Annotated in this window: 24 protein-coding genes, 1 rRNA gene and 1 riboswitch; of the genes, 7 read left to right on the top strand and 18 right to left on the bottom strand. The window is 72.6% G+C overall.

Features of this window, described 5'->3' with window-relative positions:
- Positions 1-25 precede the first annotated feature (25 nt).
- Entirely contained in the window at positions 26-517 is a 492-nt protein-coding gene (locus ACZ6EJ_RS06610; protein WP_469265029.1) for a MarR family winged helix-turn-helix transcriptional regulator, read from the top strand.
- Between the two features lie 315 nt (positions 518-832).
- Positions 833-1,249 (top strand): ATP-binding protein, encoded by a 417-nt coding sequence (locus tag ACZ6EJ_RS06605; RefSeq protein WP_469265028.1) that lies wholly within the window; start codon positions 833-835, stop codon positions 1,247-1,249.
- Positions 1,250-1,840: 591 nt separating this feature from the next.
- Here ACZ6EJ_RS06605 and ACZ6EJ_RS06600 read toward each other — a convergent pair.
- Positions 1,841-2,752: a LysR family transcriptional regulator gene (locus tag ACZ6EJ_RS06600; RefSeq protein WP_469265027.1), complete on the bottom strand. Its 912-nt coding sequence runs from the start codon at positions 2,750-2,752 to the stop codon at positions 1,841-1,843.
- Between the two features lie 518 nt (positions 2,753-3,270).
- Positions 3,271-4,602 (bottom strand): aminotransferase class I/II-fold pyridoxal phosphate-dependent enzyme, encoded by a 1,332-nt coding sequence (locus ACZ6EJ_RS06595; RefSeq protein WP_469265026.1) that lies wholly within the window; start codon positions 4,600-4,602, stop codon positions 3,271-3,273.
- Positions 4,603-4,638: 36 nt separating this feature from the next.
- On the opposite strand from ACZ6EJ_RS06595, the gene ACZ6EJ_RS06590 reads away from it, so the two are divergent.
- A complete protein-coding gene (locus ACZ6EJ_RS06590) occupies positions 4,639-5,337 on the top strand; it encodes a pyridoxamine 5'-phosphate oxidase family protein (protein WP_469265025.1) in 699 nt (232 codons plus the stop codon).
- A 45-nt stretch (positions 5,338-5,382) separates the two neighbouring features.
- On the opposite strand, the gene ACZ6EJ_RS06585 is transcribed toward ACZ6EJ_RS06590, so the two are convergent.
- Both ACZ6EJ_RS06585 and ACZ6EJ_RS06580 read right to left on the bottom strand, forming a co-directional pair.
- The gene (locus ACZ6EJ_RS06585) at positions 5,383-6,399 is read right to left on the bottom strand and encodes an EamA family transporter (protein WP_469265024.1); all 1,017 of its coding nucleotides are present in this window, start codon (positions 6,397-6,399) and stop codon (positions 5,383-5,385) included.
- A gap of 143 nt (positions 6,400-6,542) precedes the next feature.
- Positions 6,543-7,064, bottom strand: a complete 522-nt coding sequence (locus ACZ6EJ_RS06580; RefSeq protein ID WP_469265023.1) for a peptidase — start codon at positions 7,062-7,064, stop codon at positions 6,543-6,545.
- Between the two features lie 230 nt (positions 7,065-7,294).
- Between ACZ6EJ_RS06580 and ACZ6EJ_RS06575 the strand changes: the two genes are divergently transcribed.
- Positions 7,295-7,489, top strand: coding sequence for a hypothetical protein (locus tag ACZ6EJ_RS06575; RefSeq protein WP_469265022.1), 195 nt, complete (start codon positions 7,295-7,297; stop codon positions 7,487-7,489).
- 101 nt (positions 7,490-7,590) lie between these two features.
- On the opposite strand, the gene ACZ6EJ_RS06570 is transcribed toward ACZ6EJ_RS06575, so the two are convergent.
- Together ACZ6EJ_RS06570 and ACZ6EJ_RS06565 are read right to left on the bottom strand one after the other, a co-directional pair.
- Complete coding sequence (locus tag ACZ6EJ_RS06570) at positions 7,591-8,412, bottom strand: CPBP family intramembrane glutamic endopeptidase (RefSeq protein WP_469265021.1); 822 nt, start codon at positions 8,410-8,412, stop codon at positions 7,591-7,593.
- A gap of 236 nt (positions 8,413-8,648) precedes the next feature.
- Positions 8,649-10,154 (bottom strand): glutamate-cysteine ligase family protein, encoded by a 1,506-nt coding sequence (locus ACZ6EJ_RS06565; protein WP_469265020.1) that lies wholly within the window; start codon positions 10,152-10,154, stop codon positions 8,649-8,651.
- Positions 10,155-10,642: 488 nt separating this feature from the next.
- Between ACZ6EJ_RS06565 and ACZ6EJ_RS06560 the strand changes: the two genes are divergently transcribed.
- Together ACZ6EJ_RS06560 and ACZ6EJ_RS06555 are read left to right on the top strand one after the other, a co-directional pair.
- Positions 10,643-11,227 (top strand): hypothetical protein, encoded by a 585-nt coding sequence (locus ACZ6EJ_RS06560; protein WP_469265019.1) that lies wholly within the window; start codon positions 10,643-10,645, stop codon positions 11,225-11,227.
- Between the two features lie 328 nt (positions 11,228-11,555).
- Positions 11,556-11,762 (top strand): DUF5999 family protein, encoded by a 207-nt coding sequence (locus ACZ6EJ_RS06555; RefSeq protein WP_007452228.1) that lies wholly within the window; start codon positions 11,556-11,558, stop codon positions 11,760-11,762.
- Between the two features lie 103 nt (positions 11,763-11,865).
- Here the strand turns inward: ACZ6EJ_RS06555 and gcvP are convergent, their stop codons facing one another.
- On the bottom strand, positions 11,866-14,751 hold the full coding sequence (gene gcvP, locus ACZ6EJ_RS06550; protein WP_469265018.1) for an aminomethyl-transferring glycine dehydrogenase: 2,886 nt from the start codon (positions 14,749-14,751) through the stop codon (positions 11,866-11,868).
- Positions 14,752-14,943: 192 nt separating this feature from the next.
- A riboswitch (glycine riboswitch) is annotated at positions 14,944-15,039 on the bottom strand.
- A gap of 131 nt (positions 15,040-15,170) precedes the next feature.
- Here gcvP and ACZ6EJ_RS06545 point away from each other — a divergent pair.
- Positions 15,171-15,539, top strand: coding sequence for a PRC-barrel domain-containing protein (locus ACZ6EJ_RS06545; protein WP_469265017.1), 369 nt, complete (start codon positions 15,171-15,173; stop codon positions 15,537-15,539).
- On the opposite strand, the gene ACZ6EJ_RS06540 is transcribed toward ACZ6EJ_RS06545, so the two are convergent.
- From ACZ6EJ_RS06540 to rrf, 11 genes are all read right to left on the bottom strand, one after another.
- A complete protein-coding gene (locus ACZ6EJ_RS06540) occupies positions 15,464-16,924 on the bottom strand; it encodes a DNA polymerase IV (protein ID WP_469265016.1) in 1,461 nt (486 codons plus the stop codon). The two genes, ACZ6EJ_RS06545 and ACZ6EJ_RS06540, sit on opposite strands and share 76 nt — an antisense overlap.
- Positions 16,925-17,023: 99 nt before the next feature.
- The gene (locus tag ACZ6EJ_RS06535; RefSeq protein WP_469265015.1) at positions 17,024-17,641 is read right to left on the bottom strand and encodes a MerR family transcriptional regulator; all 618 of its coding nucleotides are present in this window, start codon (positions 17,639-17,641) and stop codon (positions 17,024-17,026) included.
- 168 nt (positions 17,642-17,809) lie between these two features.
- Complete coding sequence (locus tag ACZ6EJ_RS06530; RefSeq protein ID WP_006123076.1) at positions 17,810-18,283, bottom strand: bifunctional nuclease family protein; 474 nt, start codon at positions 18,281-18,283, stop codon at positions 17,810-17,812.
- Positions 18,284-18,336: 53 nt separating this feature from the next.
- On the bottom strand, positions 18,337-19,080 hold the full coding sequence (gene ftsR / locus ACZ6EJ_RS06525; RefSeq protein ID WP_469265014.1) for a transcriptional regulator FtsR: 744 nt from the start codon (positions 19,078-19,080) through the stop codon (positions 18,337-18,339).
- A gap of 41 nt (positions 19,081-19,121) precedes the next feature.
- Positions 19,122-19,886, bottom strand: coding sequence for an FHA domain-containing protein (locus ACZ6EJ_RS06520; RefSeq protein WP_469265013.1), 765 nt, complete (start codon positions 19,884-19,886; stop codon positions 19,122-19,124).
- A gap of 190 nt (positions 19,887-20,076) precedes the next feature.
- Entirely contained in the window at positions 20,077-20,889 is an 813-nt protein-coding gene (locus tag ACZ6EJ_RS06515; protein WP_469265012.1) for a DUF881 domain-containing protein, read from the bottom strand.
- A 5-nt stretch (positions 20,890-20,894) separates the two neighbouring features.
- On the bottom strand, positions 20,895-21,227 hold the full coding sequence (locus ACZ6EJ_RS06510; protein ID WP_003970459.1) for a small basic family protein: 333 nt from the start codon (positions 21,225-21,227) through the stop codon (positions 20,895-20,897).
- Entirely contained in the window at positions 21,224-22,138 is a 915-nt protein-coding gene (locus ACZ6EJ_RS06505; RefSeq protein WP_469265011.1) for a DUF881 domain-containing protein, read from the bottom strand. The genes ACZ6EJ_RS06510 and ACZ6EJ_RS06505 overlap by 4 nt, the downstream gene beginning before the upstream one ends.
- 100 nt (positions 22,139-22,238) lie before the next feature.
- Positions 22,239-24,734: a sugar phosphate nucleotidyltransferase gene (locus tag ACZ6EJ_RS06500; protein WP_469265010.1), complete on the bottom strand. Its 2,496-nt coding sequence runs from the start codon at positions 24,732-24,734 to the stop codon at positions 22,239-22,241.
- A gap of 112 nt (positions 24,735-24,846) precedes the next feature.
- The gene (locus ACZ6EJ_RS06495; protein WP_469265009.1) at positions 24,847-25,455 is read right to left on the bottom strand and encodes a CDP-alcohol phosphatidyltransferase family protein; all 609 of its coding nucleotides are present in this window, start codon (positions 25,453-25,455) and stop codon (positions 24,847-24,849) included.
- Positions 25,456-25,625: 170 nt separating this feature from the next.
- Positions 25,626-25,742: ribosomal RNA gene (rrf, locus tag ACZ6EJ_RS06490) — 5S ribosomal RNA — on the bottom strand.
- Positions 25,743-25,893: the final 151 nt, after the last annotated feature.

Below are 25,893 nucleotides of genomic sequence, written 5' to 3'. Positions count from 1 at the left end.
CAAAAGGCCCACTCGGGAGTGTCACATGCGCAAGGTTCCCGCCGCCGCCCACCAGCACGCCTCCCCCGCCGTCCCCGAGCTCGGCCAGGTCCTCGAACTCCTCGAAGTCGCCTGGGAGCGGAGCCGCAGCGCACTCGGCACCGCACCCCTGTCCGCCGCCCAGACACGTGTGCTGTATCTCGTCGAGCGCGAGCCCGGCATCAACCTGAGCACGCTCGGCCGCCGCCTCGCCGCGGCCGCGCCCTCCGTCACACGCCTCTGCGACCGCCTCCAGGCCGCCGGATTCCTCCGGCGGACCCCGCGCCCCCAGGACCGCCGGGAGATACAACTGGAGCTCACGGAGGCCGGCCTCGCGCACCTGCACGGCATCCGGGTCCGCAGGCAGGAGGCGCTCCAGGAGGCCACGAGCCGTATGAGCCCCGAAGCGCAGCAGGCCCTCGTCCTCGGGCTCAGCGCCCTGTGCGACGCGGTCGGCGACCTCTCTCCGGCCCACGAAGGCCGCCGGGCGACCGCCTGAGGCGCGCCCCGGCCCCCGGATGCGCGGTACGTGCCTCCTGGGCGGGGAGCGGGGGCGCCTGCTCACGGCGGTCCGCTTCGGTCGCTCTTGGCCGGCCGGAAGCGGGGAGGCCGGGGGCCGACCCACCCCTCACCGCCGCGTGTCCCCCTCGTCGCGACAGATCATCGGGGTGCCGCGAGGCCGGTGTCCTGCTGTGCGAACCTCTCGGAAAGCCCGTCCTGACGAGCGGGGGGGGGCGGGTGTGGAGGCGCGGAGAGAGGGCACGTTGCCTGACACAGCAAAGCGACACAACCGATACAGGTGGGGTGAACGCGCATGAACAGCACGAAGACCACCATCGCTCCCACATCCTCCGGACCGGCCCTGGTACGGGGCGAGAGCAGCGCCGGCATCCACTGGGCCCGCAAGGCCGCTCGCGCGTTCGCCGACGGTCTCGCCCCGCCCATGGACTCCGGTACGGCCGACAGCCTCGTCCTGGTGGTGTCCGAACTCGTCACCAACGCACTGCGCCACGGCGGCGGCCGCTACACCCTCGAGCTGTCCGCCACGGCGGACGCGGTGACCGCCGCCGTCAGCGACCCCAGCCCGGCGCCCCCGCGCGAGCGCACCCCCGACCTGAACGGCGGCACCGGCGGCTTCGGCTGGCACATGGTCCGCCGCCTGACCGCCGCGCTGGACGTCGCTCCCGGTCCCGGTGCGGGCAAGACGATCCGCGCCCGCGTCCCCCGCTGACCGCCAGGGGGAGCGGCCGCCATCGCCCGCGGCCGCGCCCACCGCGCTGCCCGGCGGACGCGGCGGCCCGTGGGCCTCACGCGGGCTCGCGGGACACGGCGGATCGGGCAACTCCCGTTCTTCGGAAGCCCGTTGCCCGCACGCTCGGTGATCCGCGTCGGCTTCGGGCGCAGGAGGCGCGTCGCGTTCGACGCGACGAGCACGCCGCGCCGGCGGCCGCGGTCGGGGCGGGCCCGGCCGGGGTCTCCCCCGCCGCGGCCCCCGGCCCTTCCTACGGACTCCCCTGCCCGGCGGGCGGGACCGAGCGGGTCGCCCAGGGCCGGAGGGGACGTACGCGCGCACCGGCCGGTACCACGCGTACGCCCAGGACTTCGGGCTCCCGGCGCACTACGGGGGGTCCGCCGCGCAGGGCGGCACGGTCCTGGCGCCCGACTGGTCGGCGTACCGGCAGAACGGCATCGAGGCCGTCATCCGGCGCACAGACGGCCAGTGCGCCCATGACGCCGCGACGGGCCGGGCACGCCGCGCCGACCGGACCGTACGCGCGAACAGCGGGCGCGTGCGGGCGAACGCCCGGCGGGTGGGGGCCGTTCACCCCCCGGCGGACACGTTGCCGCCCGCCGCCCGCAGCGCCGCCACCGCCGCGCGGATCGAGGGGCGGCGGTCGGCGTCCGTACGCCAGATCGCGTGGACATGACGCCGCATGGTCTGCCGCACCGGCACCAGGCGCACCCCGTCCGGCACCGGGCCGCGGCCCAGACGCGGGGCCACGCAGACGCCGAAACCCGCCGCGATCAGTGCCAGTTGCGTGTGGTGCTCACCGGCCAGGTGCGCGATGCGCGGCTCGATGCCCCGCGAGCGCAGGGTGAACACCAGCCAGTCGTAACAGAATTCGCCCTCGGGCCAGGAGACCCACGCGTCCTGCGCGAAGTCCTCCAACTCCACCTCGCTCCGGTCCGCCAGCGGGTGTCCGACCGGCATGGCGATGTCCGGGGCGTCTTCGAGGAGTTCGGTCGTGGTCAACCCGCCCGGCACGGGCAGCCGCTTGTTGCTCCAGTCCAGCACGACGGCCAGGTCCACGTCCCCCCGGAGCACCGCGTGGAGCCCCTGCTCGGGCTCCAACTCCCGTGTACAGACCGTGAGGTCGGGGTGGTCCGCGCGCAGTGCGGTGAGTGCGGCGGGGAACAGCCCGCGGGCCGCGGTGGGGAAGGCGCAGATCCTCACCTCGCCCACGACCTCGCCGCGTTGGGCCTCGATGGCGGACTGGGCGAGTTCCACCTGCGAGAGTATCCGCGCGGCGTGCTCGGCGAGCAGTCGGCCCGCGTCGGTGAGGCGGACGCCGCGCCCCTGCCTGGCCAGGAGCCGCTGGCCCACCTCGCGCTCCAGCTTGGCCATCTGCTGCGAGACGGCCGAGGTCGTCACGTGCAGCCCGCCGGCCGCCCCGCTCACCGAACCGTGCCGGGCCAGGGCGTCCAGGGTGCGCAGACGCTCCAGATTCAACATGGAAGCGATGCTACGCGGGCCCCGACAGCGTCTTCTCGGCCTGTTCCCCGGCGCCGACGCGCGCAGAGTGTCCCCCGAGTCGCCGGCCCCCGCTCCACCGGGTCGACGGGCCCTCGACAGGCGCATCCGGTTCGCGGCGCTCCCACTCCTGTGGCGTTTCGACTTCCCGCTGATCGAGGTCGGCGCCGAGGGGTACGCCCCGTTCCCGGTGCGGCCGTGCCGGTCGCCGCCATCGCCGCGCGCCGGGAGCCGCTGCCGCGTCCGCCCCGGAACCGGGGGCGCCTCGCCGTCGCCGCGCTCCCCCTCGACGCGCCGCCCCCTCGCTCCTCCCCTACGCCGAGTCGGCGATCCCGTCCTCCCCGGCCGGGTCTGCAACGGGACCGCCCCCCTGTCAGGCCCCGCCGCACGGGAGCCCGTACCGCCCCCGACCGCCGAGGAGCGGGCGGCCGAAGACGGGGCGGCGGCTCCCGGCCCCGGCCCGGCCGTCCGGCGGACCCGGACACCGGCCGCCGGACGCCTCAGCCGTAGCTGACCGGCCGGGCCGGGCCCGCGGCGTCCGCCACCGCGTCCGCCAGCGGGCCGATGTCCGCCGCGGCCAGCGGGGAGACGGTGAGCCGTACGGCCGGGGGCGCGGCCATGCGGAAGCGGGCGCCCGGCGCCACGGCCCAGCCGGCGTGCAGCAGTCGGGCGACGGCCACGGTCTCGTCGCTGACGGGGACCCACACGTTCATGCCGCTGCGCCCGTGCGCCGCCACGCCGCGCTCCGCCAGCGCGCGTACGAGCGCGTCGCGGCGGACGCCGTAGGACCGGGCCACCGCGCGGGGGTCGACGGCTCCGGAGGTCCACAGGCACAGCACGGCGCGCTGCAGCAGCCGGCTGACCCAGCCGGGCCCGAGCCGCTGCCGCCCCGCGACCCGGTCGAGCGTGACGGCGTCGCCGGTGAGCACCGCGACGCGCAGGTCCGGGCCGTACGCCTTGGCCGCCGACCGGACGAAGGCCCAGTGGCGGGTGGCGCCGGCCAGGGGGTGCAGGGGGAGGTCGACGATGGCGTGGCCGTGGTCGTCCTCGACCAGCAGCACCTCCGGGTGGCGGGCGAGGACGGCCCGCAGCTCGCGGGCGCGCCGCTCGTCCAGGGAGGCGCCGGTCGGGTTCTGCGCCCGGTCGGTGACGACGAGCGCCCGCGCCCCGGCCCGCAGCGCCCGCTCCACGTCGGCGGCCAGCGGTCCGGCGTCGTCGACACCGACCGGCACGGCGCGCAGCCCGAGCGCCGGTACGAGGTCCAGCAGGCTGCCCCAGCCGGGGTCCTCCACCGCCACCGCGTCACCCGGTCTCAGGTGCGCCGCGAGCACCCGCTCGATCGCGTCGAGGGAACCGGAGGCCACGGCCAACGCGCCCGCGGGCACTCCGTCCGCGTCCATCGCGGCGCGGGCGTACGCGGCGAACTCCGGGTCCACCGGGGCCTGTCCGTACAGTCCGCGCTCCTCCGCGTCGGCGGCGGCCGCCGCGGCGAGGGCGGGCCCGAGGTCGGGCAGCAGCGCCGGGTCGGGGTTGCCCTCGCCGAGGTCCCGTACGCCCGGCGGGGCCTCGACCCGCAGGGAGCCGCGCGAGGTGCTGGCCGGGGCGGGCCGCACCCGGCTCCCCCGGCGGCCGGCCGTCTCGATCACCCCGCGTTCGCGCAGGGTCCGGTACGCGGCCGCCACCGTATTGGGGTTGACCTCCAACCGGGCCGCCAACTCCCGCATGGGAGGCAGCAGATGTCCCGGCTCCAGCTCTCCGGAGCCGACCCCGCGCTCCACGCTGTCGGCGATCTCCGACGCGCGCCGCCCACTGATCCGATAGTCTCCTAGCACAAAAGACATTATGCACTAGTTCAATGGAGTCAGCCCATGCAGCCCACCGAAACGCCCGACCGTGCCGGCGACGGCGCCGCCTCCTCCTCCTACCGCAGCACCGACCGCACGGTCCCCACCCGGTCCAAGGAGCGGGCCTCCTACGACCGCGAGCTGGTCCACTCGATCCTCGACGAGGCCTGCCTGTGCCATCTCGGCTTCATCCGCGACGGCGCCCCGGTCGTACTGCCGACCCTCTTCGGACGGATCGGCGAACGGCTGTACGTGCACGGCTCGACGGGCTCGCCGCCGCTGCGATCGGCGCAGACCGCCGACCCCGGCCTGCCGGTCTGCCTGACCGTCACGCATGTCGACGCCCTCGTCCTGGCCCGGTCCGCCTTCCACCACTCGATGAACTACCGCTCGGTCGTGGTGCACGGCACGGCGGTGACGGTGACCGACCCCGAGGAGCGGCGGCTCGCGCTGGACGCCATCGTGGAGCAGGTCGTACCGGGCCGCTCCAGGGACTCGCGACCGGCCGACGCCAGGGAACTCGCCGCGACGGCGGTGATCCGGCTCGACCTGGACGAGGTGTCCGCGAAGGTGCGCACCGGCGGGCCCAACGACGAGCCCGAGGACGCCGCCCTCCCCCACTGGACCGGCATCGTGCCGCTCACGCGGGGCTACGCGGCACCGGTCCCGGCGGACGACCTCGACCCGTCCATCGGCGTACCGGACTACCTGTCGGCGCTCTGACGCGGTACGGCGGTTCGCGGGCGGTCCGGGGTGCGGGGCCGGCCCCTACCGCGCGGCCCGCTCGGCGGGCAGCTCCCCCTCGATCGACCCGGCCACCGCGCCCTCGGGCCCGGACGGCGGCTCGGGCGCCGCGGACTGGGCGATGAACGCCCCGACCAGGACGGTGCATCCCCCGACGAGCTGGGGCGCGGACAGGTGCTCGCCCAGCAGGGTCCACGCCAGCCCCGTGGCGACGACCGCTTCCAGGCAGGCCACGACCCCCGCCACCTGGGGCGAGAGCAGCCGGACCGACACGACGCCGGCGAGGTAGGCGAGCACGGTGGCGAGCAGCACGATCCAGCCGAGCAGCAGCCAGGCGGGGACCGCGTCGCCGTCCATGTCCGCGCTGCCCGCGAGCAGCGACCAGTCCATGCCCCAGGGGCGCGCGACGACGGTGAGGACGGCCGCGCCGACGATCAGGCCGTACGCGATGACGCCGACGGGGTGCGGAGGTCCGGCGCGGCCTCCGCCCTCGCCGCCCGGACCGTCCTGCCCGCCGTGGTCCGAGAGCACGAAGTAGCCGACCTGGCAGCAGGCGGCGCCCAGGGCCAACGCCAGCCCGAGCAGGTCGAACCGGAGGCCGGCCCAGACCTCGACGACGCACGCGAGGCCGCCGACCGCCAGGACCACCCCGAGCGCGGCGGCACGGGTGACGGGCCGGCGCTGCACGAAGCGGACCCAGCCGAGGACCAGCGCGGGCGCCAGGTATTCGACCAGCAGCGCCACCCCGACCGGGATGCGGGAGATCGCGGCGAAGTAGCAGGCCTGCACCCCGGCCACCGCGAAGAGGCCGAAGCCGGCCAGCAGGGCGGGGCGTTCGCGCACGAGGTTCCGGTGGCGCCAGGCGACGGGCAGCATGATGAGGGCGGCGCCGGCGACCCGCAGCCAGACCACGTGGAGCGGGTCGAGCCCCGCCTCGATCAGCGGCTTGGCCGCCACGCCCGAACCGCCGAACGCGAAGGCCGAGATGAGGGCGAGCCCCAGACCCGCGCTTCTGCCCTGAGACCCCGAAGACGCGTGCATCGGCACATCATGACAGCACTCGACAGCACCGCCACCCCGGTGACGCCTGTCGATCCGACCGCCCGACGGTCGTCGCGGACGCGTCCCGCGGCTGGCAGGGCCATGGCCGGCGCCGACCGCGGCACGCCCGCTCCCCGGACGCGTCAGCGCGTTCCGGCCGTGTTCCCCGCCGGCCGCCCGGCGTCCACACCCGCGCGGGCCAGGATCTTCGCGGCGCGGCACTCGGCGTCGGCGGTCAGCTCGGCCAGGAGGTCGAGGCCGGTGGCGCGCGGGGCCCCCCGCAGCGCGGCTCGGCGGAGCGCGCCCCTCATGGCCGCTGAGGCCGAGGGCGACCAGCCCTCGTCGGCCGGGCCCCGGCCCGGCGGAACGGCTCCGGAATCCTCGACGGCGCCGCGCCAGCGGAGCCCGTAACCGATGCTGCGCTGCACGAGGTAGCCGAGAACCCTGGCCAAGCGCTGGCCCCCGTCGAAGGCCGCACGGACGTCGGGATCGGCCTCGATCAGCGAGTGCAGCAGGTGGGCGGTGTCGATCTGGCGGTCCCCGTCGCGCAGCGCACGCCTGCGCGCGCCCGTCACCACCGATGCCAGCTCCGCGGTGAGGCGGGCGTCGGCTCCGGGGTGGTTCGGGGCGGGCTGTCGAGGCGTCCGCAGCGTCCGGTTCTGCACACTTCCCACCCCATCAGCTCCGGGGCCGGACGGCATCGTCACGGCGGACCATCCACGCGTCCCGCGGAAGTCGGGCGCGGTCCTGGCCCACGTCATCCTTGGGGAGGAGATCGGGCCGCGGCGCACCAGAGGGACGGGCGCCGCCTCGCGCCGTGCCGGAGCGACCGCCGCCCCGGCACGCACATCCCCAGGCGCCGTACGCGCTCGACGGGGCGGGAGAGGAGGAACGGGTGGTCTGGCTGGTCGCCCTGCTCGCGCAGGACGGACTGGAGTACGTCTACCGGGTCCACGCGCCCGAGGACGCGTTGCTCGCCGATCTCTTCTGGGCCGCCTTCCACTGCCACGACGAGGGGCCGCACCCCAGGGCGTCGGACAGCTTCGACACGGCCGCGATCTGGCGGAACCGCAGGCGCGAACAGATCTGATCACCGGACGCGGGGGCCGGGAACCGCGCGCCCGCCCCGGCCCGCACGGTCGACTCCGCGACGGGGTGCGCGTCCACGCGTCCACAGACCGCCGCTCGGGCTCAGGGCGTCGGCAGCCAGTCCACCCGGCCCGCGAGGAGGGCGTATCCGACGAACGCCCCGATGTCCAGCAGCGCGTGCGCGACGACCAGCGGGCCCACCCGGCCCCAGCGGCGGTAGAGCAGCACGAAGACGACGCCCATCACCACGTTCCCGATGAAGCCGCCGATCCCCTGGTACAGGTGGTACGAGCCGCGCAGCACGGAGGAGGCCGCCAGAGCGGCCGTCGGCGTCCAGCCCAACTGGCCGAGCCTCCGCAGCAGGTAGCCGACGACGATGACCTCCTCCACCACGGAGTTCTGCACCGCGGAGAGGATCAGTACGGGGAACTTCCACCAGACGTCGGGCAGCGACTCCGGGACGACCGTCAGATTGAACCCGGTGGCCCGGGCGACGAGGTAGAAGGCGAGGCCGGCGCTGCCGATGCCGGCCGCGACGAGAGCGCCGCGGCCGAGGTCGAACCGCGGCCTGGTGCGGTCGAACCCGATGGTCCGCAGCCCGGCGCCCTCCCTGAGCAGCAGGTGCGCCACCAGTGCGACCGGCACCAGCGCCGTGGCGATCCCGAACGACTGCCACGCCAGATCCAGCCATGGACGGCCCGGCGCGTACGAGCCGTTGAGCGTCGCCGCCTGGTCCTTCAGCCCTCCCGGCTTCGTCAGCGATCCGACGAAGCTGATGAGGGCGGACACCCCACTGGCCCCCAGCGAGAGCGCCAGGACCAGGACGGTCTCGGACCGCAGGGTCCGCCGCCCCACCGCCTCCTGGGGGATCGAATCAGCCACGCGGCCTGCCTCCACCGGTACACCTGCCTTCAGCTCTGCCATCGCGTCCCGCCACCGCTCCCCGCCCCCGCCGCGTGTTCCGGGGCGGCGCCCGGACCCCGGAGGCGGGTGCGGAGATCTTGCGCGGCGGGTCGGGGGACGGTCACCGCCACCGAGGACATGATCCACCGAGGTCCCGTCCCGGCCGCTGAGGGGGGGCGGCGACGGCGCATCGGGCGGGGCGACCGCCCGCCGGGGCACCTCACGCCGGGCGGAGCGGCGCGCCCCGGCGGGCGCGTTCAGGGCGCCGGGAACCCCACCGGCCAGGTGTGCACCGGCTCCCCCGCGCGGCTCAGTTCGGCGTAGCGGCGGGTGGTGGCCGCGAGCGCGGCGTCCCGCCCGAGCCCGGCGTCCACGGCCCGGTGGTACGTGGCGACCTGCCAGGACGCCCCGTTGACGCGCCGCTCGCAGCGCTCCTCGATCACGCCCAGGTACAGGTCCCGGTCCGCGGGCTCGATGTTCCAGGCGTCGAGCCCGGCGGCGGCGAGCGGCAGCAGCTCCTCGCGGACGAGCTGCACGGCGGGGATCCTGGCCAGGCCGCCGGAGCGGTCCGACCGGGGCCAGAGCAGCTCGGCCTCGATGCCGCGGCGGCAGGCCTCGGTGAAGTTCTGCTCGGCGGCCTCGAACGGCAGCCGGCTCCACACCGGCCGGGACTCCTCGGCGAGCGCCCGGACGAGCCCGTAGTAGAAGGCGGCGTTGGCGATCACGTCGGTGACCGTCGGCCCGGCCGGCAGCACCCGGTTCTCCACGCGCAGGTGCGGGACGCCGTCGGCGATGCCGTACACCGGGCGGTTCCAGCGGTAGACCGTGCCGTTGTGCAGGACCAGTTCGGCCAGCTCCGGCACCCCGCCCTCGTCGAGGACCTGGAGGGGGTCCTCGTCGTCGCAGATCGGCAGCAGGGGCGGGAAGTAGCGCAGGTTCTCCTCGAAGAGCTCGTGCGCGGAGGTGATCCAGCGCTCCCCGAACCAGGTCCGCGGCCGCACCCCCTGGTTCGCCAGCTCCGGCGGCCGTACGTCGGTGGCCTGCTGGAACAGGGGCGGACGGGACTCCCGCCACAGCTCCTTGCCGAACAGGAAGGGGGCGTTGGCGCCCAGCGCGATCTGGACCGAGGTGATCGCCTGGGCGGCGTTCCACACGTCGGCGAACCGGTCGGGCGTCACCTGGAGGTGCAGCTGGACGGAGGTGCAGGCGGCTTCCGGGGCGATCGAGGGCGACGTGCAGACCAGTCGCTCCACGCCCTCGATATCCAGGGCGAAATCCTCCCCCCGCGCCGCGGCCATTTGGTTGTTGAGCAGGGTGTAGCGGTCCACGTCGGAGAGGTTCGCGGACACCACGTCCTGCTGGCCCAGGGTGGGGAGGATTCCGATCATCACGATCCCCGCGTCCACCTCCCCGGCCTTGCGGTGCGCATAGGCCAGGCCGGTCCTCAACTCCTCCGAGAGCTGATCGAATACCCGGCCGCCGAGGCGGTGCGGAACGATATTGACCTCGAGGTTGAACATCCCGAGTTCGGTCTGGAAATCCCGGCTGGCGATCCGCTGGAGCACTTCCTGATTCATCATGCGGGGCATCCCGTCGGAGCCCGCGAGATTCAGCTCTATCTCCAGCCCCATCATGTTCCGCGGACGGTCGAACCTCCGCTCCGCCAGGAGCCTGCCCAGCCCTTCCAGGCACTGGTTGAGCTTGGTGCGGTACATCTGCCGATCCGACAGGTCAACGGCGTCCGCGGCGACCTTCTCCCCCATCGAGGGGTCCCTCCTCCAGTGGCGGCCTGCGGCCCAGGCCGCTCGCATCACGATCGATAATGCCCCGTGGAAGTGATCCGTAACGCCCCCGCGGACGTCCGTTACCCGGTAGTCTGGTTGAGGGAGACCTGCGGCACATTCTCATGGCATGTCGCCGACGGCATTCTCCGGGCTGGAAAGACCCGCCGGAAAGACCGGTGAGTTTCGGCCTACCGCACCGCCGGAGAGGTGCCAGGTCAGGGCGGGGAACGACAGGGCATATCGCCAGGAATACCGCGATGCGGAGTCCGGATGGCGCCTTGTGCGAAATATCCCCGACCGCTAGCGGAAACCTCGCATGAACAGGCGTCATATAAACTCCGCTCGACGAGGCCGAGAGCGGATGCGGATCGCCCGTCATCGGCCTTCTTCGGCCCCGCACACGCCGACAGCGCTGTCTGCACCCCGCCCACGCGTCACCGTGTCTCCGAAGTGAGAGGCGACCCACTATGCCGCTGCATGTCCTCCCGGCCCCCGCGCCCGCCCTGCGCAGCGTTCTCGCGGCCCTCGGTTCCCCCACCGCCGTCCGCGAGGCCCGAACGTCCGCTCTCCGGTCCGTCCAGGGACCGCTGAGCCCCGAACTGCCGCTCCCCGTCCACGTCCTGGACCGGATCGCTCCGGGCTCGGCCGCCCCCGCGACACGCCTCGCGGCCTGGCGCTTCCTGATCCGGAGCGAAGGCCGCGCGATCGCCGCGGCGGACACCGTGCCCACCCCCGACGGGTGGGCGTTCTCCCACTTCTTCGAGGGCCCCTACCTCGCCTCGACCGAGCTGGCCCTGCACCAGGCGGAGGCGTCGGCCGCCCCCTGCCAGGCGCGGTTGCTGTCCATCCCGGAGCTGTACATGCTCACCCTCTGGCTGCACGGCGACACCGGGGCGGACGCGGCCACGGGCGTCCTCGCGCCGACCGACGTCCTGGTGCCCCTGGCGCCGGCCCCACCGGGCATCACGGCCCACCGGCCGCACCGGGTCGCCGACCTGCTGCCCGTCATCTCGCTGCGCGTGGCCCCCGGCCCCCTGCTCAGATCCGCCTGACCCGCACCCCCGCGGCGAACCCGCCCCCGCGGCGATCCGCTCTCCGCGCCCATCGGGCCGACGGAGCGGACCACCGCGGGGGCGTTGTGCTGCCCACTCGGACTAGCCCGGTCCGACTACCCCGAACCACCCAAAGGGACAGTGCGGTCACGGTGAACCGTCCGCGCGGGTGACGCGTCATGGGAGGAGAACGGGAGCTCCGGCCAAATGCCTGCGGAATCACCTCCGGAGGGCAACACTGGGACCCGACCGACTGATACGGGGGGCGGCCGTGAACACGTCATCCAGCCGCGGAACATTCGATTCGACGCAGCGAAAGAACCCATCCATGTGCCAGCACCAGCCACCCTGTCCCACCGCCGACTCGCCCGACCGGGAGGCGGCCCGCCTGACGGCCCACCACCCCGAACAGGGCTGGAGCCTTCTGTGCAACGGCGTCCTGCTCTTCGAGGACACCGGCGAACTGCTGCCCGACGGGCAGATCATCGCTCCGCACCGCCCGTTGGCCGCCGGCCGCGTGGTGAAGGCCGCCTGACGGCGGTGCCACGAGCAGGGGCCGGCCCGGAGGGATCTCCGCACCGGCCCCGACGCATGTCCGGCGTACGCCGCCCGACGGCGTACGCCCGCGACAGGGTGGTTCAGTCGTCGTACGCGGTCAGCGGCGGGCAGGAGCAGACCAGGTTCCGGTCGCCGAAGGCGCCGTCGATCCGGCGCACCGGCGGCCAGTACTTGTCGGCGGCCGACACCCCGGCCGGGAAGACGGCCTCGCGGCGGCTGTAGCCGTGCTCCCAGTCGCCGCCCAGCGCGGCCGCGGTGTGCGGGGCGTTGCGCAGCGGGTTGTCGTCCGCGCTCCACTCGCCGGTGGCGACCTTCTCGATCTCCGCCCGGATGGCGATCATGGTGTCGCAGAACCGGTCCAGCTCCGCGAGGTCCTCGCTCTCCGTAGGCTCGATCATCAGGGTGCCGGCCACCGGGAACGACATGGTCGGCGAGTGGAAGCCGTAGTCGATCAGGCGCTTGGCGACGTCGTCGATGGAGACGCCGGTCGCCTTGGACAGCGGCCGCAGGTCCACGATGCACTCGTGCGCGACCAACCCGGCCGGGCCGGTGTAGAGGATCGGGAAGTGCGGCTCCAGCCGCTTGGCGACGTAGTTCGCGGCCAGCACGGCGACCTGCGTGGCGCGCTTGAGCCCTTCGCCGCCCATCAGCCGGACGTACGCCCACGAGATCGGCAGGATGCCCGCCGAGCCCCACGGCGCGGCCGAGATCGGGCCCACGCCGGTCTCCGGGCCCGCGGCCGGCTGGAGGGGGTGGTTGGGGAGGTACGGGGCGAGGTGGGCGCGGACGCCGACCGGGCCGACGCCGGGGCCGCCGCCGCCGTGCGGGATGCAGAACGTCTTGTGCAGGTTGAGGTGCGAGACGTCGCCGCCGAACTTGCCTGGCTTGGCGAGCCCGACCAGCGCGTTGAGGTTGGCGCCGTCGACGTAGACCTGGCCGCCCGCGTCGTGCACCTCGCCGCAGATGTCCGCCACGTGCTCCTCGAACACCCCGTGCGTGGACGGATAGGTGATCATGAGCACGGCCAGCTCGTCGCGGTACTGCTCGATCTTGGCCCGCAGGTCCGCGACGTCCACCTCGCCGTCGTCGGCGGTCTTCACCACGACGACCTTCATGCCCGCCATGACGGCGCTGGCGGCGTTGGTGCCGTGCGCGGAGGACGGGATGAGGCAGACGGTGCGCTGGTCGTCGCCGTTGGCCCGGTGGTACGCCCGGACGGCCAGCAGACCGGCGAACTCGCCCTGCGAACCGGCGTTGGGCTGGATGGAGACGGCGTCGTAGCCGGTGACCTCGGCCAGGCGCTCCTCCAGCTCGCGGATGAGCGTGAGGAAGCCCTGCGCCTGCTCGGCCGGGGCGAAGGGGTGCAGCGCGCCGAACTCGGGCCAGGTGATCGACTCCATCTCGGCGGTCGCGTTCAGCTTCATCGTGCAGGAGCCGAGCGGGATCATGCCCCGGTCCAGCGCGTAGTCCCGGTCGGCGAGCCTGCGCAGGTAGCGCAGCATCGCGGTCTCGGAGCGGTGCTGGTGGAAGACCGGGTGGGCCAGGATCTCGTCGTCGCGCAGCAGCCCCTCGGGCAGCGCGTCGGCGACCGTCCCGTCCAGCGCCTCGACGTCGCCGTCGGCGCCGAAGGCGGCCCACACGGCGGCGACGCGCTCACGGGTGGTCGTCTCGTCGCAGGCGATGGAGACGTGGTCGGCGTCGACGAGACGGATGTTGACCCCGCGCTCGCGGGCCTGAGCCACGGTGTCCGCGCCCCGGCCGGGGACCCGTACGGTCACGGTGTCGAAGAAGGCCTTGTGCACGACCTCCGCCCCGGCGGCGCGCAGCCCCTCGGCCAGGATCGCGGCGAAGCGGTGGGTGCGCCGGGCGATCGTGCGCAGCCCGTCGGGGCCGTGGTAGACGGCGTACATCCCGGCCATGACGGCGAGCAGGACCTGCGCGGTGCAGATGTTGCTGGTGGCCTTCTCACGGCGGATGTGCTGCTCGCGGGTCTGCAGGGCCAGGCGGTACGCCGTGTCGCCGTCCGCGTCGACGGAGACGCCGACCAGGCGGCCGGGCAGGCTGCGGGCGAACTTCTCGCGGACCGCCATGAAGCCGGCGTGCGGGCCGCCGAAGCCCATGGGGACGCCGAAGCGCTGGGTGGTGCCGACCGCGATGTCGGCGCCGAGCGCGCCGGGCGAGGCGAGGAGGGTCAGGGCCAGCAGGTCGGCGGCGACGGTGACGATCGCGCCCAGCTCGTGGGCCTGCTCGATGACGGGCTCGATGGCGCGCACGGCGCCGGACGCGCCCGGATACTGGAGCAGGACGCCGAAGACGCCGCGCTCGGCGATCTCGGCGGGGATCCCGTTGCTCAGGTCGGCGACGAGGACCTCGACGCCGGTGGGCTCGGCGCGGGTCTCGATCACCGCGACGGTCTGGGGCAGGGTGTCGGCGTCGACCAGGAACACGCCGTTCTTGACCTTGCCGACGCGCCGGGCGAGCGCCATCGCCTCGGCGGCCGCGGTGCCCTCGTCGAGCAGCGAGGCGCCGGAGGTGGGCAGCCCGGTCAGCTCGGCGACCATCGTCTGGAAGTTCAGCAGGGCCTCCAGGCGGCCCTGGGAGATCTCCGGCTGGTACGGCGTGTACGCCGTGTACCAGGCGGGGTTCTCCATCACGTTGCGCAGGATGACGGGCGGCGTGAAGGTGCCGTAGTAGCCGAGGCCGATCATCGGGGCGAGCACCTGGTTGCGGTCGGCCAGCGACCGCAGCTCGGCCAGCACCTCCGCCTCGGTGCGCGCGGCGGGGAGGTCCAGTGCCTCGGCGCTCCGGATCACGTCGGGCACCGCGGCGGCGGTCAGCTCGTCGAGGGAGCCGTAACCGACCTGGGCGAGCATCTTCGCCTGGGCCTCGGCGTCGGGCCCTATGTGGCGCTGCTCGAACGGAATGCCCTGCTCCAACTGGGAGAGCGGAGTGCGACGGGGGGTCATGGTGGAGGCCTCCTGGTCTTCACGACCTGCGAGGGGCACCACGGCGCGGGTGCCCGAACGGCCTCCCCCTCTGTCATCTCAACCTGAGAGCTTCACCGACCCGCCCCGAGGCGCGCCGGTTTTCACCGTCGGTGAGGGTCGGACCCGTCCCGGCCTGCGCCCGTACGGAACCGCCCTGCTTTCCAGAGTGACCTCGTCCGTGCGGTACGGGAGCCTGAGAGATTCCGGGGAGGAGTTGCTCCTTCGGCGCCTCCGGCACTCGCCGGAGGACTCTCCCGCACGGGGTCAGCAGCCGTGTCCCAGCCTACCAGCGGCCACCGGGCCGGAGCCCTCGAGTGGCCGACGCCGCCGATCTGCACTTGTGTGGTGCTGGTGGGCGTCAGGAACGCCCCGAGCAGCCGCGATCCGTGGGAGGAACCGTGCAGGCCGATATCGATCCGCGCCGACTGATCGGCCGCAAGGCGTTCGACCGCGAGGGCGTCAAGATCGGGACGGTGGACGAGGTCTATCTCGACGACGCGACGGGCGTGCCCGAGTGGGCGGCCGTGCGCACCGGACTGTTCAGCCGGGACGCCTTCGTGCCCCTGGAGCCCAGCGAGTTCGTCGAGGACGCCCTGCGGGTCCCCTTCGACCGCGCGCTGATCAGGGGCGCGCCGGACTTCGGCGTCGGCCGGCACCTCTCGCCCGACCAGGAACTGCGGCTCTACCGCCATTACGGGCTGGACTCGCCCCCCGCGGAGTCCGCGCCCGACCGCGACTTCGGCAGGCTGGCGGGCCAGGAGGAGTAGTCGGCCGGCTCGCGGACGAGCGGCAGCGGATCGGCCGGCCGCAGCAGCGGATCGTCGGTGCGGAAGGTGAGGACGCGGCCGGGCGCGCTCCACGGCTCCTCGAACCGCACGGTGACCCGGCCGACGCCGCTGCCCTGCACCCAGCCGTGCCCGTGCTCCTCGTGGTGCACGTCGTGGCCGGCGGGCCAGCGCCGGGCCGCGAGCGCTTCCGCGTCGTCCTGGTCGGACTCCTCGGCGGCGGGCTCGGCGCGCCCGCCGCCGGCGTCCGCGGGCGGCTGCGGCTCCCGCGACCGCCGCGCCAGCTCGCGGGCGTCGGCGGCCTGCGCGAAGAGGTCCTCCTGCGTGTAGTCGGCCAGGCCCGTGACGCCCACGCCGAGGAGCCGTACGCCCCCGGTGGTGTCGACGGACTCCAGAAGCCGCCCAGCGGCCTCACGGACCACCGTGGGGTCGTCCGTGGGGCCTCTGAGGGTCTCGGAGCGGGTCAGCGTGGAGAAGTCGTAGCGGCGCACCTTCAGCACCACCGTGCGCCCGGACCGGTCGGCGGCGCGCAGCCGCTCCACGCACCGCACCGCCAGCCGCTCCACCTCGGCCCGCACCCGCACCCGGTCGTGCAGGTCCACGTCGAAGGTGTCCTCCACCGACACGGACTTGGCGTCCCGCTCGGCGACCACCGGCCGGTCGTCGAGGCCCAGGGCCATCCGGTACAGCCCGTGGCCGTGGGCCTTGCCGACCAGGCGCACCAGCTCCGCCTCGCCGGCCTCGGCCAGGTCGTGGACGGTGGTCATCCCCGCGCGTCTGAGGTGGTCCCCGGTGGCCGGGCCGACCCCCGGCAGGACGCGGACGGACAGCGGCGCCAGCAGCGCGCGCTCGGTGCCCGGCTCGATGAGGGCCAGTCCGTCGGGCTTGGCCCGCTCGGAGGCGATCTTGGCGAGCATCTTGGACCCCGCCAACCCGACGGAGCCGCTGAGGCCCGTCACCGCGCGGATGGCCGCCCGCAGCCCCTCCCCCGTCGCACGGGCCGACGCGGCGTCGTCGGCCGCCCCGCCCGCCTCCAGGTCGACGAAGGCCTCGTCCAGGCTCAGCGGCTCCACCAGGGGCGAGAGCCGTCCCAGCAACTCCATGACCTGGTCGCTCACGGTCCGGTAGAGCGAGAAGCGCGGCACCAGGTAGGCGGCGTTCGGCGCGAGCCGCCGGGCCTGGGCCGTGGGCATCGCCGAGTGCACGCCGAAACGCCGCGCCTCGTACGAAGCGGTGGCGACCACGCCGCGGGGGCCGAGGCCGCCGACCACGACCGCCTTGCCGCGCAGGCTCGGCTTGGCCGCCTGCTCCGCGGAGGCGTAGAAGGCGTCCATGTCCAAGTGGAGGATGGTCGGCACGGGTCTCACACCGTCGATGCTGCCCTACGCCACTGACAACGGGGCTGTCCGGCGCCCCGTGCGGGGGCGCCGGACAGCCCCGGCACGGATGTCCGCGTCGGTCCGCGCTCAGCCGGCCCTGTTGCGCCGCCGCGCCAGCTCGTCGGCGGGGTTGTGGCCGATGAGCGTCTCCCCCGTGTCGACCCGCTCCCCGTGCAACTGGGAGAGGGCGGCGTCCACGTCCCGCCAGACGACGCCGACGGCGATCCCGAAGACGCCCTGCCCGCCCTGGAGCAGGCTGACGACCTCGTCCGGGGAGGAGCACTCGTAGACCGTGGCCCCGTCGCTCATCAGCGTCATGCGCTCGAGGTCCTGGAAACCGCGGGCCCGCAGATGCTGGACCGTGGTGCGGATGTTCTGGAGAGCGACCCCGGTGTCCAGGAACCGCTTGACGATCTTGAGGAGGACCACGTCCCGGAAGCTGTAGAGACGCTGGGTCCCCGATCCGTAGGCGGGGCGCACACTCGGCTCGACCAGCCCGGTGCGGGCCCAGTAGTCGAGCTGGCGGTAGGTGATCCCCGCCGCCGCGCACGCCGTAGGTCCGCGATAGCCGATATCGCTCGCCGCCGCCACGCCGTCCGCTGCCACCGCGGCCGGTTGAACCGGCTGCCTGATGGTGTGGTCGGCTCCACTGCCGTGCTGCGGATACGGCCCGCCCGCCGCCGTACCGTCGCCGCTGCTTCTCACGCCGACCTCCGTCCTTGACCTGCCCACTCGAAGGTAGGCAGTCACTCGGGGTGCGTCAACGATCGCCACACTCGGCACGCCGAGTGATAATCACCCTGAGGGTGGTTTCCCGTGTCTCGTTCGCGGGAAAGGCTTGCCGGATGCGCTGACGGCACCCCTGCGGGACGGTCACTGGCTGTTGGTGCCGAAGTCCTCCGGTGAGATCTGGTCGAGGAATTCGCGGAACTTCTCCACCTCGTCCTCCTGCTCGTCGGGGATCGCGATGCCCGCGTCGTCCAGCACGCCGTCACTGCCGTAGATCGGCGTGCCGGTCCGCAGGGCGAGCGCTATGGCGTCGGAGGGCCGGGCGCTCACCTCCACTCCGCTGGCGAAGACGAGTTCCGCGTAGAAGACCCCTTCGCGAAGGTCAGTGATGCGCACTTCGGTGAGCTCCTGGCCCACGGCCTCGAGCACATCCTTGAACAGGTCATGGGTCAGCGGCCTGGCCGGAGCCATGCCCTGTTGGGCGAAGGCGATCGCGGTCGCCTCCCCCGGACCGATCCAAATGGGGAGGTACCGGTCGCCTCCCACTTCACGCAGGAGAACGATCGGTTGGTTGGAGGGCATTTCCACCCGGACACCGACAACGTCGAGCTCGTTCACACAGCAACCCTAGGACGTGCTCGCCATGTTTGGGTAGTCGGGCTCCCCCGAGGTCAGTGCAGACGGCTTCGCAACGAGGTCTGCACGAGCGCCGCGTGCAGCCGTACGGAGAGCTCGGCGAGCTCGTTCGCCATGGCCTCCGCATGGGCTCTGGTCTGCGGATTCCGGTGCCGGCGCAAGGGGGCGACCACCTGCTCGACCAGCCCGGCCTCGCGGTCCGCCGAGGCGCGCATGGCGCGCAGGTGCCGGGGCTCCAGGCCGAAGCGGCCCAGATCCGCCACGAGCTTCGCCACGGTCGCCATCTCGGCGTCGTACCCGCCGTCCGGGGCCTGGACGATCAGCCCGTAGGACTCCCACTCCGCGAGGCGCTCCTCGTCCACCTCGGCCGCCGCGAGCAGTTCCGCCCGCCCGAGCCGGACCGCGGTGGCCGCCGCCGGGGCGGGGTCCCAGACCCCGTCGGCGAGGTCCCGCTGGCCGCCCGGCGAGGGGAGGGCGGGCTGCTCCCCCCTCGCCAGGGCGTCCAGATGCTCCCGGATGACCTTGAGCGGCAGGTAGTGGTCCCGCTGCATCCGGAGCACCTGGGCCAGCCGCTCCACGTCACTCGGCGCGAACTTCCGGTATCCGGAAGGAGTGCGCTGCGGCTCGATGAGCCCCTCGGCCTCCAGAAACCGGATCTTGGAGATGGTGACTTCGGGGAACTCGTCGCGCAACTGGGTGAGCACCGTTCCGATGCTCATCGAGCCCGCTTCCGCGTCGGCGGCGCCGTGACCGGCGCCGCCTGTCGGTGTTCGCAGCATGGGCCTTCCTGGGGGTCCCCCCGGACGGAGTCTGGCGGAGGTCACACGCCCCGCGGGCTCGCGTAGAAGACCAGGCGGTACTTCCCGATCTGGACTTCGTCGCCGTTGGACAGCGGGACCGAATCGATGCGCTCGCGGTTGACGTAGGTGCCGTTGAGGCTGCCGACGTCCCCCACGGTGAAGCTGCCGTCCGGGCCCCGGCGGAACTCCACGTGACGGCGCGACACGGTCACGTCGTCCAGGAAGATGTCGCTCTGCGGGTGACGCCCGGCGGTCGTCAGATCACCGTCGAGCAGGAAACGGCTCCCGGAGTTCGGACCGCGGCGCACGACCAGCAGCGCCGAGCCTCCCGGCAGCGCGTCGACGGCCGCCTGGGCCTCCGGGGAGAGCGAGGGCAGGGCCGTCTGGCCCGTCGCCTCGGCCTCGTACGCCTCCAGTCCGGAGATGGAGATCGTCGACGTCGTCTCCGAGGCGCGCTCGGGAACGCCGCCCCGCAGCGGCGTACCGCAGTTGGAGCAGAAACGGCCGGTCTCCGCGTTGCGGTGGCCGCACCGCGGGCACGCCGGCGTCGACGAGCCCCCCGAGGAGGCTCCGCCCGAGGCCAGTGACGCGCCGAAACCTATGGTCGCGGGACCGGCGGGGTCCGTGGACGACCCGCCGGGGCCGGAACCGGGCACCTCATCGCGGAAGAGCGGACGCCCCGCCTCCTGCTCCTCGCCCTGACCATGGCGCGGAGCGCGGTGACGAGCAGCACTGTTGCTGTCCTCGCGTGCACTCTTCCCGAACAACTTCGCAAACAACTTCACGGGCGATTCCCCTTGACCGACATAGACCCGCCCGTGGGGCAGGACGAACCCTGATTGACCACACCTGCCGACTCGGACATCTTCACAACGTCCGTATCCACCCGACAGTTTCCACCACGCACCACCAATCCGGTGCGCCGACCCCCCGCAACGCTCCGACCCGTTCCACCGGCTCGCACGCTCGCCCGGCTCACGGGGACGACGACCGAGCGTAGTCAGGCCGCTGCGCCGGTCGCAAGGCGTTGACGACGATGTCGTCGGATCGCTCCACGACCACGGTGGCCTGCTCCTTCTCCAACGTCTGGACCACTCCGCCGGGAATGTTGAGGGCGGGCTCCAGATCCTGCGGCTTCCCGATCACCGTGAACTCGTACGGCGCCTCGATCTTCTCGCCGTCCACCTGGACGTCGCCGCCGCCGCCGGCGAAGTACGTATTGGCCACCACCCGCACACCGTTGACCTCGATCGCCTCCGCGCCCGCCGCCCGCAGCTCCTGGATGGCGTCGAGCAGCATGTCGGGCGCGACCGCGCCCACGGGATCGGTGATCCTCAGCGTGATGCCGGGGCCCTGCGCCGCCACCGTGCCGGCGAGGATGCCGAGCTGACGCTCCTTCTCGAGCGTCTGCTTACGGGCCTCTTCGGCCTGGTCGGAGCTGTTCTCCAACTCGGTGCGCTGGTCGTCCAGACGCTGCTTCTCGTCCTCCAGGCGCTGGGTCCGGTCGTCGACCTCGTCGAGGATGCGGACCAGGTCCTCCTGGCGGGCGCCGCGCAGCGTGCTGTCGTCGTTGGTGGAGCGCACCTGGATGGCGAGCCCCAGTCCGAGCCCGAACAGCAGGAGGGCGACGATGAGTTGGGCTCGGCTGAGCCGGGGCGGCCACAGACCGGCCAGCAGCCTCTGACGGCCGGTGACCTCGGTGTCGGCGGGCGCCGGGGCAGGAGGTTCGGGGGTGGGGAACGCGCCGCCTTCGGGCTGTCCGCCGCGGGGGATGTCGTCGTTGTTCATCGGCCTCAAGCCCGGAAGACGTGGCGGCGGATGGCCGCGGCGTTGGAGAAGATCCGGATGCCGAGCACGACCACCACGCCGGTGGAGAGCTGGGCGCCGACACCCAGTTTGTCGCCGAGGAAGACGATCAGCGCGGCGACCACGACGTTGGAGAGGAAGGAGACCACGAAGACCTTGTCGACGAAGATGCCGTCGAGCATGGCCCGCAGTCCGCCGAAGACGGCGTCGAGCGCGGCGACCACGGCGATCGGCAGGTAGGGCTCGACCACCGCCGGCACCTCGGGCCGGACCAGCAGTCCGACCACGACTCCCACGACGAGGCCCAGTACGGCGATCACGATGTGCCCTTCTTTGTGTCAGCCGCACCACTGCCGGCGGCCTTCGGCTCTGCTGTACGGACGATCAGGCTCGGCGCGGCCGGGAGCCGCACGTCGTCCTGGTCGGAGATGCTGGTGCGGATGTCGAAGCTCTCCTTCAACGCCTGAAGGTACTGGCCGTCGGCGCTGTCCCGGAACGCGGCCGCGAGCCTCTTCCCGTCCCCCACCGCGAGCACCGTGTACGGCGGTACGAGCGGCCTGTTGTCGACCAGTATGGCGTCGCCGGCGGCCCGGATGGCCGACAGCGCCGTCAACCTCTGCCCGTTGATGGCGATGGCCTCGGCGCCGGACTCCCACAGGCCGTTGACGACGCGCTGCATGTCGCGGTCGCGCACCCGGCCGGTGTCGGAGAAGCCGGCGGAATCCCTGGGCCCGCCACCGCCCTGGTCGGTGTCCTTGGCGTCGTCGACGACGAGCTTGACCCCCGTCCCTTCGACCGGCGTCGCCCCGGCCAGCAGGGCCACCAGCTCCCCCTGGTCGCCGCCGTGGCGCTCGAGCGCCTTGCGCTGACGCTCGCTCACGTCCGTGCGGAGTTCCTCGACGTCCGACTCCAGCGTGTCGGCCGCCTTCGTCTCCGCGTCGATGCGGTCGATCAGCTCCTCGCGCTCCTTGGCGACCACGGGCGCGGAGATCCGCGCCTCGGCGGCGCCGAGGGTGACCACGAGGGCGGCCACCACCAGACCGGCCGCGAGCCAGAGCTTCGATCTGAGCGTACGGGGCAGCCCCTCGCTCCCGTCCGCCCGGCGGCGCGCGGCGGCCTCGGCGTACCCGTCGTCGAGGCTGTGGTCCATCACGTTGTTCAGCAGCGACATGGAGGCGTCGGGGCGTGCGGAAGGCGGGGCGGTGCTCCGATCGGGGGACTGCTGCGACATGCCGCACATCGTCGCACGTCATCACGGCTGCCGCCGAATGGCCCCACCGGTGCGCCGGACCGCCGGGTTCGTGGCGTTCCGGCGCACCGCGGTCGTACGGTCAGTCGCCCGCGCTCTCCACGACGGCGGACCACTCGTCGAGCAGCGCCTGCGCGGAGGCGTCGTCCGGGCCTTCGGCCCACAGGTGCGTGACGGCTTCGGCCCGGTCGGGAAGGACCATGACCCAGCGCCCGTCCGCCTCGACCACGCGGACGCCGTCCGTGGTGTCGACGCTCCGGTCGCCGGCCGCCTCGACGACCCGCCGCATGACGAGCCCCTTGACGGCCCACGGAGTCGCCAGGTCGCGGCGCAGGACGTGGGCACGGGGGATGCGGGCGTCGATCTGGCTGAGGGTGAGCTGGGTGCGCGCGACGAGACCGATGAGCCGCACGAAGGCCGCCGTCCCGTCGAAGACGCTGCTGAATTCGGGAACGATGAACCCACCGCGCCCGTCTCCACCGAAGATGGTGGTCTCCTCGCGGCCGACGCGGGTCAGGTCGTCGGGCGAGGTGGTCGTCCACTCCACCTGGGTGCCGTGGTAGGCCGCCACCTGCTCGGCGACACGGGTGGTCGTGACGGGCAGGGCCACCCGGCCGCTGCGCCGCTCGGCGGCGACGAGGTCGAGGAGGACCAGCAGGGCCCGGTCGTCCTCGATGATCCGGCCGAGTTCGTCGACGAGGGAGAGCCGCTCGCCGACCGGGTCGAACCGGACCCCGAAGGCCGCCCGCGCCGAGGAGACGATCTCCCCGAGCCGCACGAGCCCCGCCCGCCGGGACTCGGCGGTCTCGGTGGGCCGCGACTCGTCGAGTCCGGGGTTGATCGTCAGGGCGTCCACGCCGAGCCGCCCGAGGAGGCTGGGCAGGACGAGGCCGGCGCTTCCGTTGGAGGCGTCGACGACGACCTTGAGCCCGGAGTCCGCGATGCCGGTGATGTCGACGTTGCGGAGCAGGGAGCCGGTGTACGAGTCGAAGACGCTGGACGGGAAGTGCAGGTCCCCGATCTCGCCGGGAAACGCCCTGCGGTACTCCTGGCGGGCGTAGACGCGGTCGAGCTTGCGCTGCTGGGCCTGTGAGAGGTCGGCGCCGCGCTCGTCGATGAACATGATGTCCACGGAGTCGGGCACGCCGGGCGAGGTCCGGATCATGATGCCGCCGGCGCTGCCCCGTGCCGTCTGCTGCCGGGCCACCGGCAGCGGGACGTTCTCCAGGTCCCGGACGTCGATCGCGCTGGCCTGGAGGGCCGAGATGACGGCCCGCTTCAGGGCGCGGGCGCCTCGGGAGTGGTCTCGGGCGGTCGTGACCGTCGAGCCCTTCTTCAGGGTGGTGGCATACGCGCCCGCCAGCCGCACGGCCAGCTCGGGGGTGATCTCGACGTTCAGGATGCCGGAGACCCCGCGCGCGCCGAAGAGGTGCGCCTGCCCGCGGGATTCCCAGATCACCGAGGTGTTGACGAACGCGCCGGCCTCGATGGTCTTGAACGGGTACACCCGCACGTTGCCCTGGATGATCGATTCTTCGCCGACCAGGCATTCGTCGCCGATGACGGCGCCGTCCTCGATCCGGGCCGCGCGCATGATGTCGGTGTTCTTGCCGACCACGCAGCCGCGGAGGTTGCTCTGCTGGCCGATGTAGACGTTGTCGTGCACCACGGCCTTGTGCAGGAAGGCGCCCGACTTGACGACGACGTTGGACCCGATGACCGTGTGCTCGCGGATCTCCGCGTCGGCCTCGACCTTGGCGTAGTCCCCGATGTACAGCGGCCCGCGGAGGACGGCGTCGGGGTGGACCTCCGCGCCTTCGGCCACCCAGACGCCGGGCGAGATCTCGAAGCCGTCCAGCTCCACGTCGACCTTGCGCTCCAGGACGTCGGCCTGGGCCTTGACGTAGCTCTCGTGCGTGCCGACGTCCTCCCAGTAGCCCTCGGCGATGTAGCCGTAGATCGGCTTGCCTTCCTTCATCAACTGGGGGAAGACGTCACCCGACCAGTCGACGGAGGTGTCCGCCTGGACGTAGTCGAAGACCTCGGGCTCCATCACGTAGATGCCCGTGTTCACGGTGTCCGAGAAGACCTGGCCCCAGGTCGGCTTCTCCAGGAACCGCTCGACCTGCCCTTCCTCGTCCACGATGGTGATCCCGAATTCCAGCGGATTGGGGACCCTGGTGAGGCAGACCGTGACGAGGCCGCCCTTTTCCTTGTGGAAGGCGATGAGGTCTGTGAGGTCGAAGTCGGTGAGCGCGTCACCGGAAATCACGAGGAAGGTGTCGTCCTTCAACGCCTCCTCTGCGTTCTTCACGCTGCCAGCGGTGCCGAGTGGCTTCTCCTCGTTGGCATAGGTGAGCTCCATGCCCAGTTCTTCGCCGTCGCCGAAGTAGTTCTTGACGAGGGAGGCGAGGAACTGGACGGTCACCACTGTTTCATTGAGCCCATGCCGCTTGAGCAGCCTCAGCACGTGCTCCATGATGGGCCGGTTGGCGACCGGCAGGAGAGGCTTGGGCATACTCGAGGTCATGGGGCGAAGGCGTGTGCCTTCACCACCAGCCATCACGACGGCCTTCATGTCGGAAACGTCCTCCTAGAAGAGACGACGGTCGGCCGAGTTCACCCGTCAGGGGATCCTTGAAGACCTCTGCCGCGGACCGGCCACACTGCGCGGTCCCGCACCGACGAGCTCATTCGGCTGTTGCGTCCGCCTTCACGAGTCGGCGGACCTGAATCACATACAGGATTCCTGCCCACCAATACAGAGTTGTACCCCATCCTGCGAACGCCCATCCGAAAACGGCGGCCACAGTAGCCAGCCAACCACTCCCGTCGCTGAGCAGCAACAAGGGGAAGGCGTACATCAGGTTGAAGGTTGCAGCTTTACCGAGGAAGTTGACCTGTGGCGGCGGATACCCGTGGCGGCGCAGGATCGCCACCATCACGAGCAGCATCAGTTCGCGGGCGAGGAGCGCCCCGGTGAGCCAGAGCGGCAGGACCTCGCGCCAGGTGAGCCCGACGAGGGTGGAAAGGATGTAGAGGCGGTCGGCCGCCGGGTCCAGGAGCCGGCCCAGGCTGCTGATCTGGTTCCATCGGCGGGCGAGCTTGCCGTCGAGGTAGTCGGTGATGCCGCTGAGCATCAGCACCAGCAGCGCCCAGCCGTCGCTGTTGGGGCCGCCGAACACGGGGCGGAGGATCAGCCACAGGAAGAGCGGCACTCCGACGAGGCGGGCCATGCTGAGGATGTTGGGGATGGTGAGGACCCGGTCCGTCTGGACCCGAGTCTCCTGGACCTCCACCCTGGGGCCTCCTGTGGGGGAATGTGCCGATGATGCCCCATGACCCTACCCCCAGCTTCTGCCGTCAGACGCACAGGGGTGGTGACGAAGGTGATAGGCGACATCCAGCCGACATGCCCGAAACGCAGAAAAGCCCCGTGCCAATGGCACGGGGCTTTCCCGGAAAAATTGTTCGGCGGCGTCCTACTCTCCCACAGGGTCCCCCCTGCAGTACCATCGGCGCTGAAAGGCTTAGCTTCCGGGTTCGGAATGTAACCGGGCGTTTCCCTAACGCAATGACCACCGAAACACTATGAAATCAACAAACACCGGAACACAACACGGCCGTTCATTATTTCAGAACCAACACAGTGGACGCGAGCAACTGAGGACAAGCCCTCGGCCTATTAGTACCAGTCAGCTCCACCCGTTACCGGGCTTCCACATCTGGCCTATCAA

Source organism: Streptomyces sp. NPDC041970 (genome assembly GCF_055588985.1).
Note: the sequence above shows the minus strand (reverse complement) of the source record. Positions and strands in the feature narration are given on the sequence as shown.

What these genes read in the sequence shown, in the direction of transcription:
- ACZ6EJ_RS06555 (WP_007452228.1), top strand. Translation starts at nt 11,556, where the DNA reads ATGTGCCAGCACCAGCCACCCTGTCCCACCGCCGACTCGCCCGACCGG.
- ACZ6EJ_RS06610 (WP_469265029.1), top strand. Translation starts at nt 26, where the DNA reads ATGCGCAAGGTTCCCGCCGCCGCCCACCAGCACGCCTCCCCCGCCGTC.
- gcvP (WP_469265018.1), bottom strand. Translation starts at nt 14,751, where the DNA reads ATGACCCCCCGTCGCACTCCGCTCTCCCAGTTGGAGCAGGGCATTCCG.
- ACZ6EJ_RS06565 (WP_469265020.1), bottom strand. Translation starts at nt 10,154, where the DNA reads ATGGGGGAGAAGGTCGCCGCGGACGCCGTTGACCTGTCGGATCGGCAG.
- ACZ6EJ_RS06605 (WP_469265028.1), top strand. Translation starts at nt 833, where the DNA reads ATGAACAGCACGAAGACCACCATCGCTCCCACATCCTCCGGACCGGCC.
- ftsR (WP_469265014.1), bottom strand. Translation starts at nt 19,080, where the DNA reads ATGCTGCGAACACCGACAGGCGGCGCCGGTCACGGCGCCGCCGACGCG.
- ACZ6EJ_RS06560 (WP_469265019.1), top strand. Translation starts at nt 10,643, where the DNA reads ATGCCGCTGCATGTCCTCCCGGCCCCCGCGCCCGCCCTGCGCAGCGTT.
- ACZ6EJ_RS06500 (WP_469265010.1), bottom strand. Translation starts at nt 24,734, where the DNA reads ATGAAGGCCGTCGTGATGGCTGGTGGTGAAGGCACACGCCTTCGCCCC.
- ACZ6EJ_RS06515 (WP_469265012.1), bottom strand. Translation starts at nt 20,889, where the DNA reads ATGAACAACGACGACATCCCCCGCGGCGGACAGCCCGAAGGCGGCGCG.
- ACZ6EJ_RS06585 (WP_469265024.1), bottom strand. Translation starts at nt 6,399, where the DNA reads ATGCACGCGTCTTCGGGGTCTCAGGGCAGAAGCGCGGGTCTGGGGCTC.
- ACZ6EJ_RS06590 (WP_469265025.1), top strand. Translation starts at nt 4,639, where the DNA reads ATGCAGCCCACCGAAACGCCCGACCGTGCCGGCGACGGCGCCGCCTCC.
- ACZ6EJ_RS06505 (WP_469265011.1), bottom strand. Translation starts at nt 22,138, where the DNA reads ATGTCGCAGCAGTCCCCCGATCGGAGCACCGCCCCGCCTTCCGCACGC.
- ACZ6EJ_RS06600 (WP_469265027.1), bottom strand. Translation starts at nt 2,752, where the DNA reads ATGTTGAATCTGGAGCGTCTGCGCACCCTGGACGCCCTGGCCCGGCAC.
- ACZ6EJ_RS06570 (WP_469265021.1), bottom strand. Translation starts at nt 8,412, where the DNA reads ATGGCAGAGCTGAAGGCAGGTGTACCGGTGGAGGCAGGCCGCGTGGCT.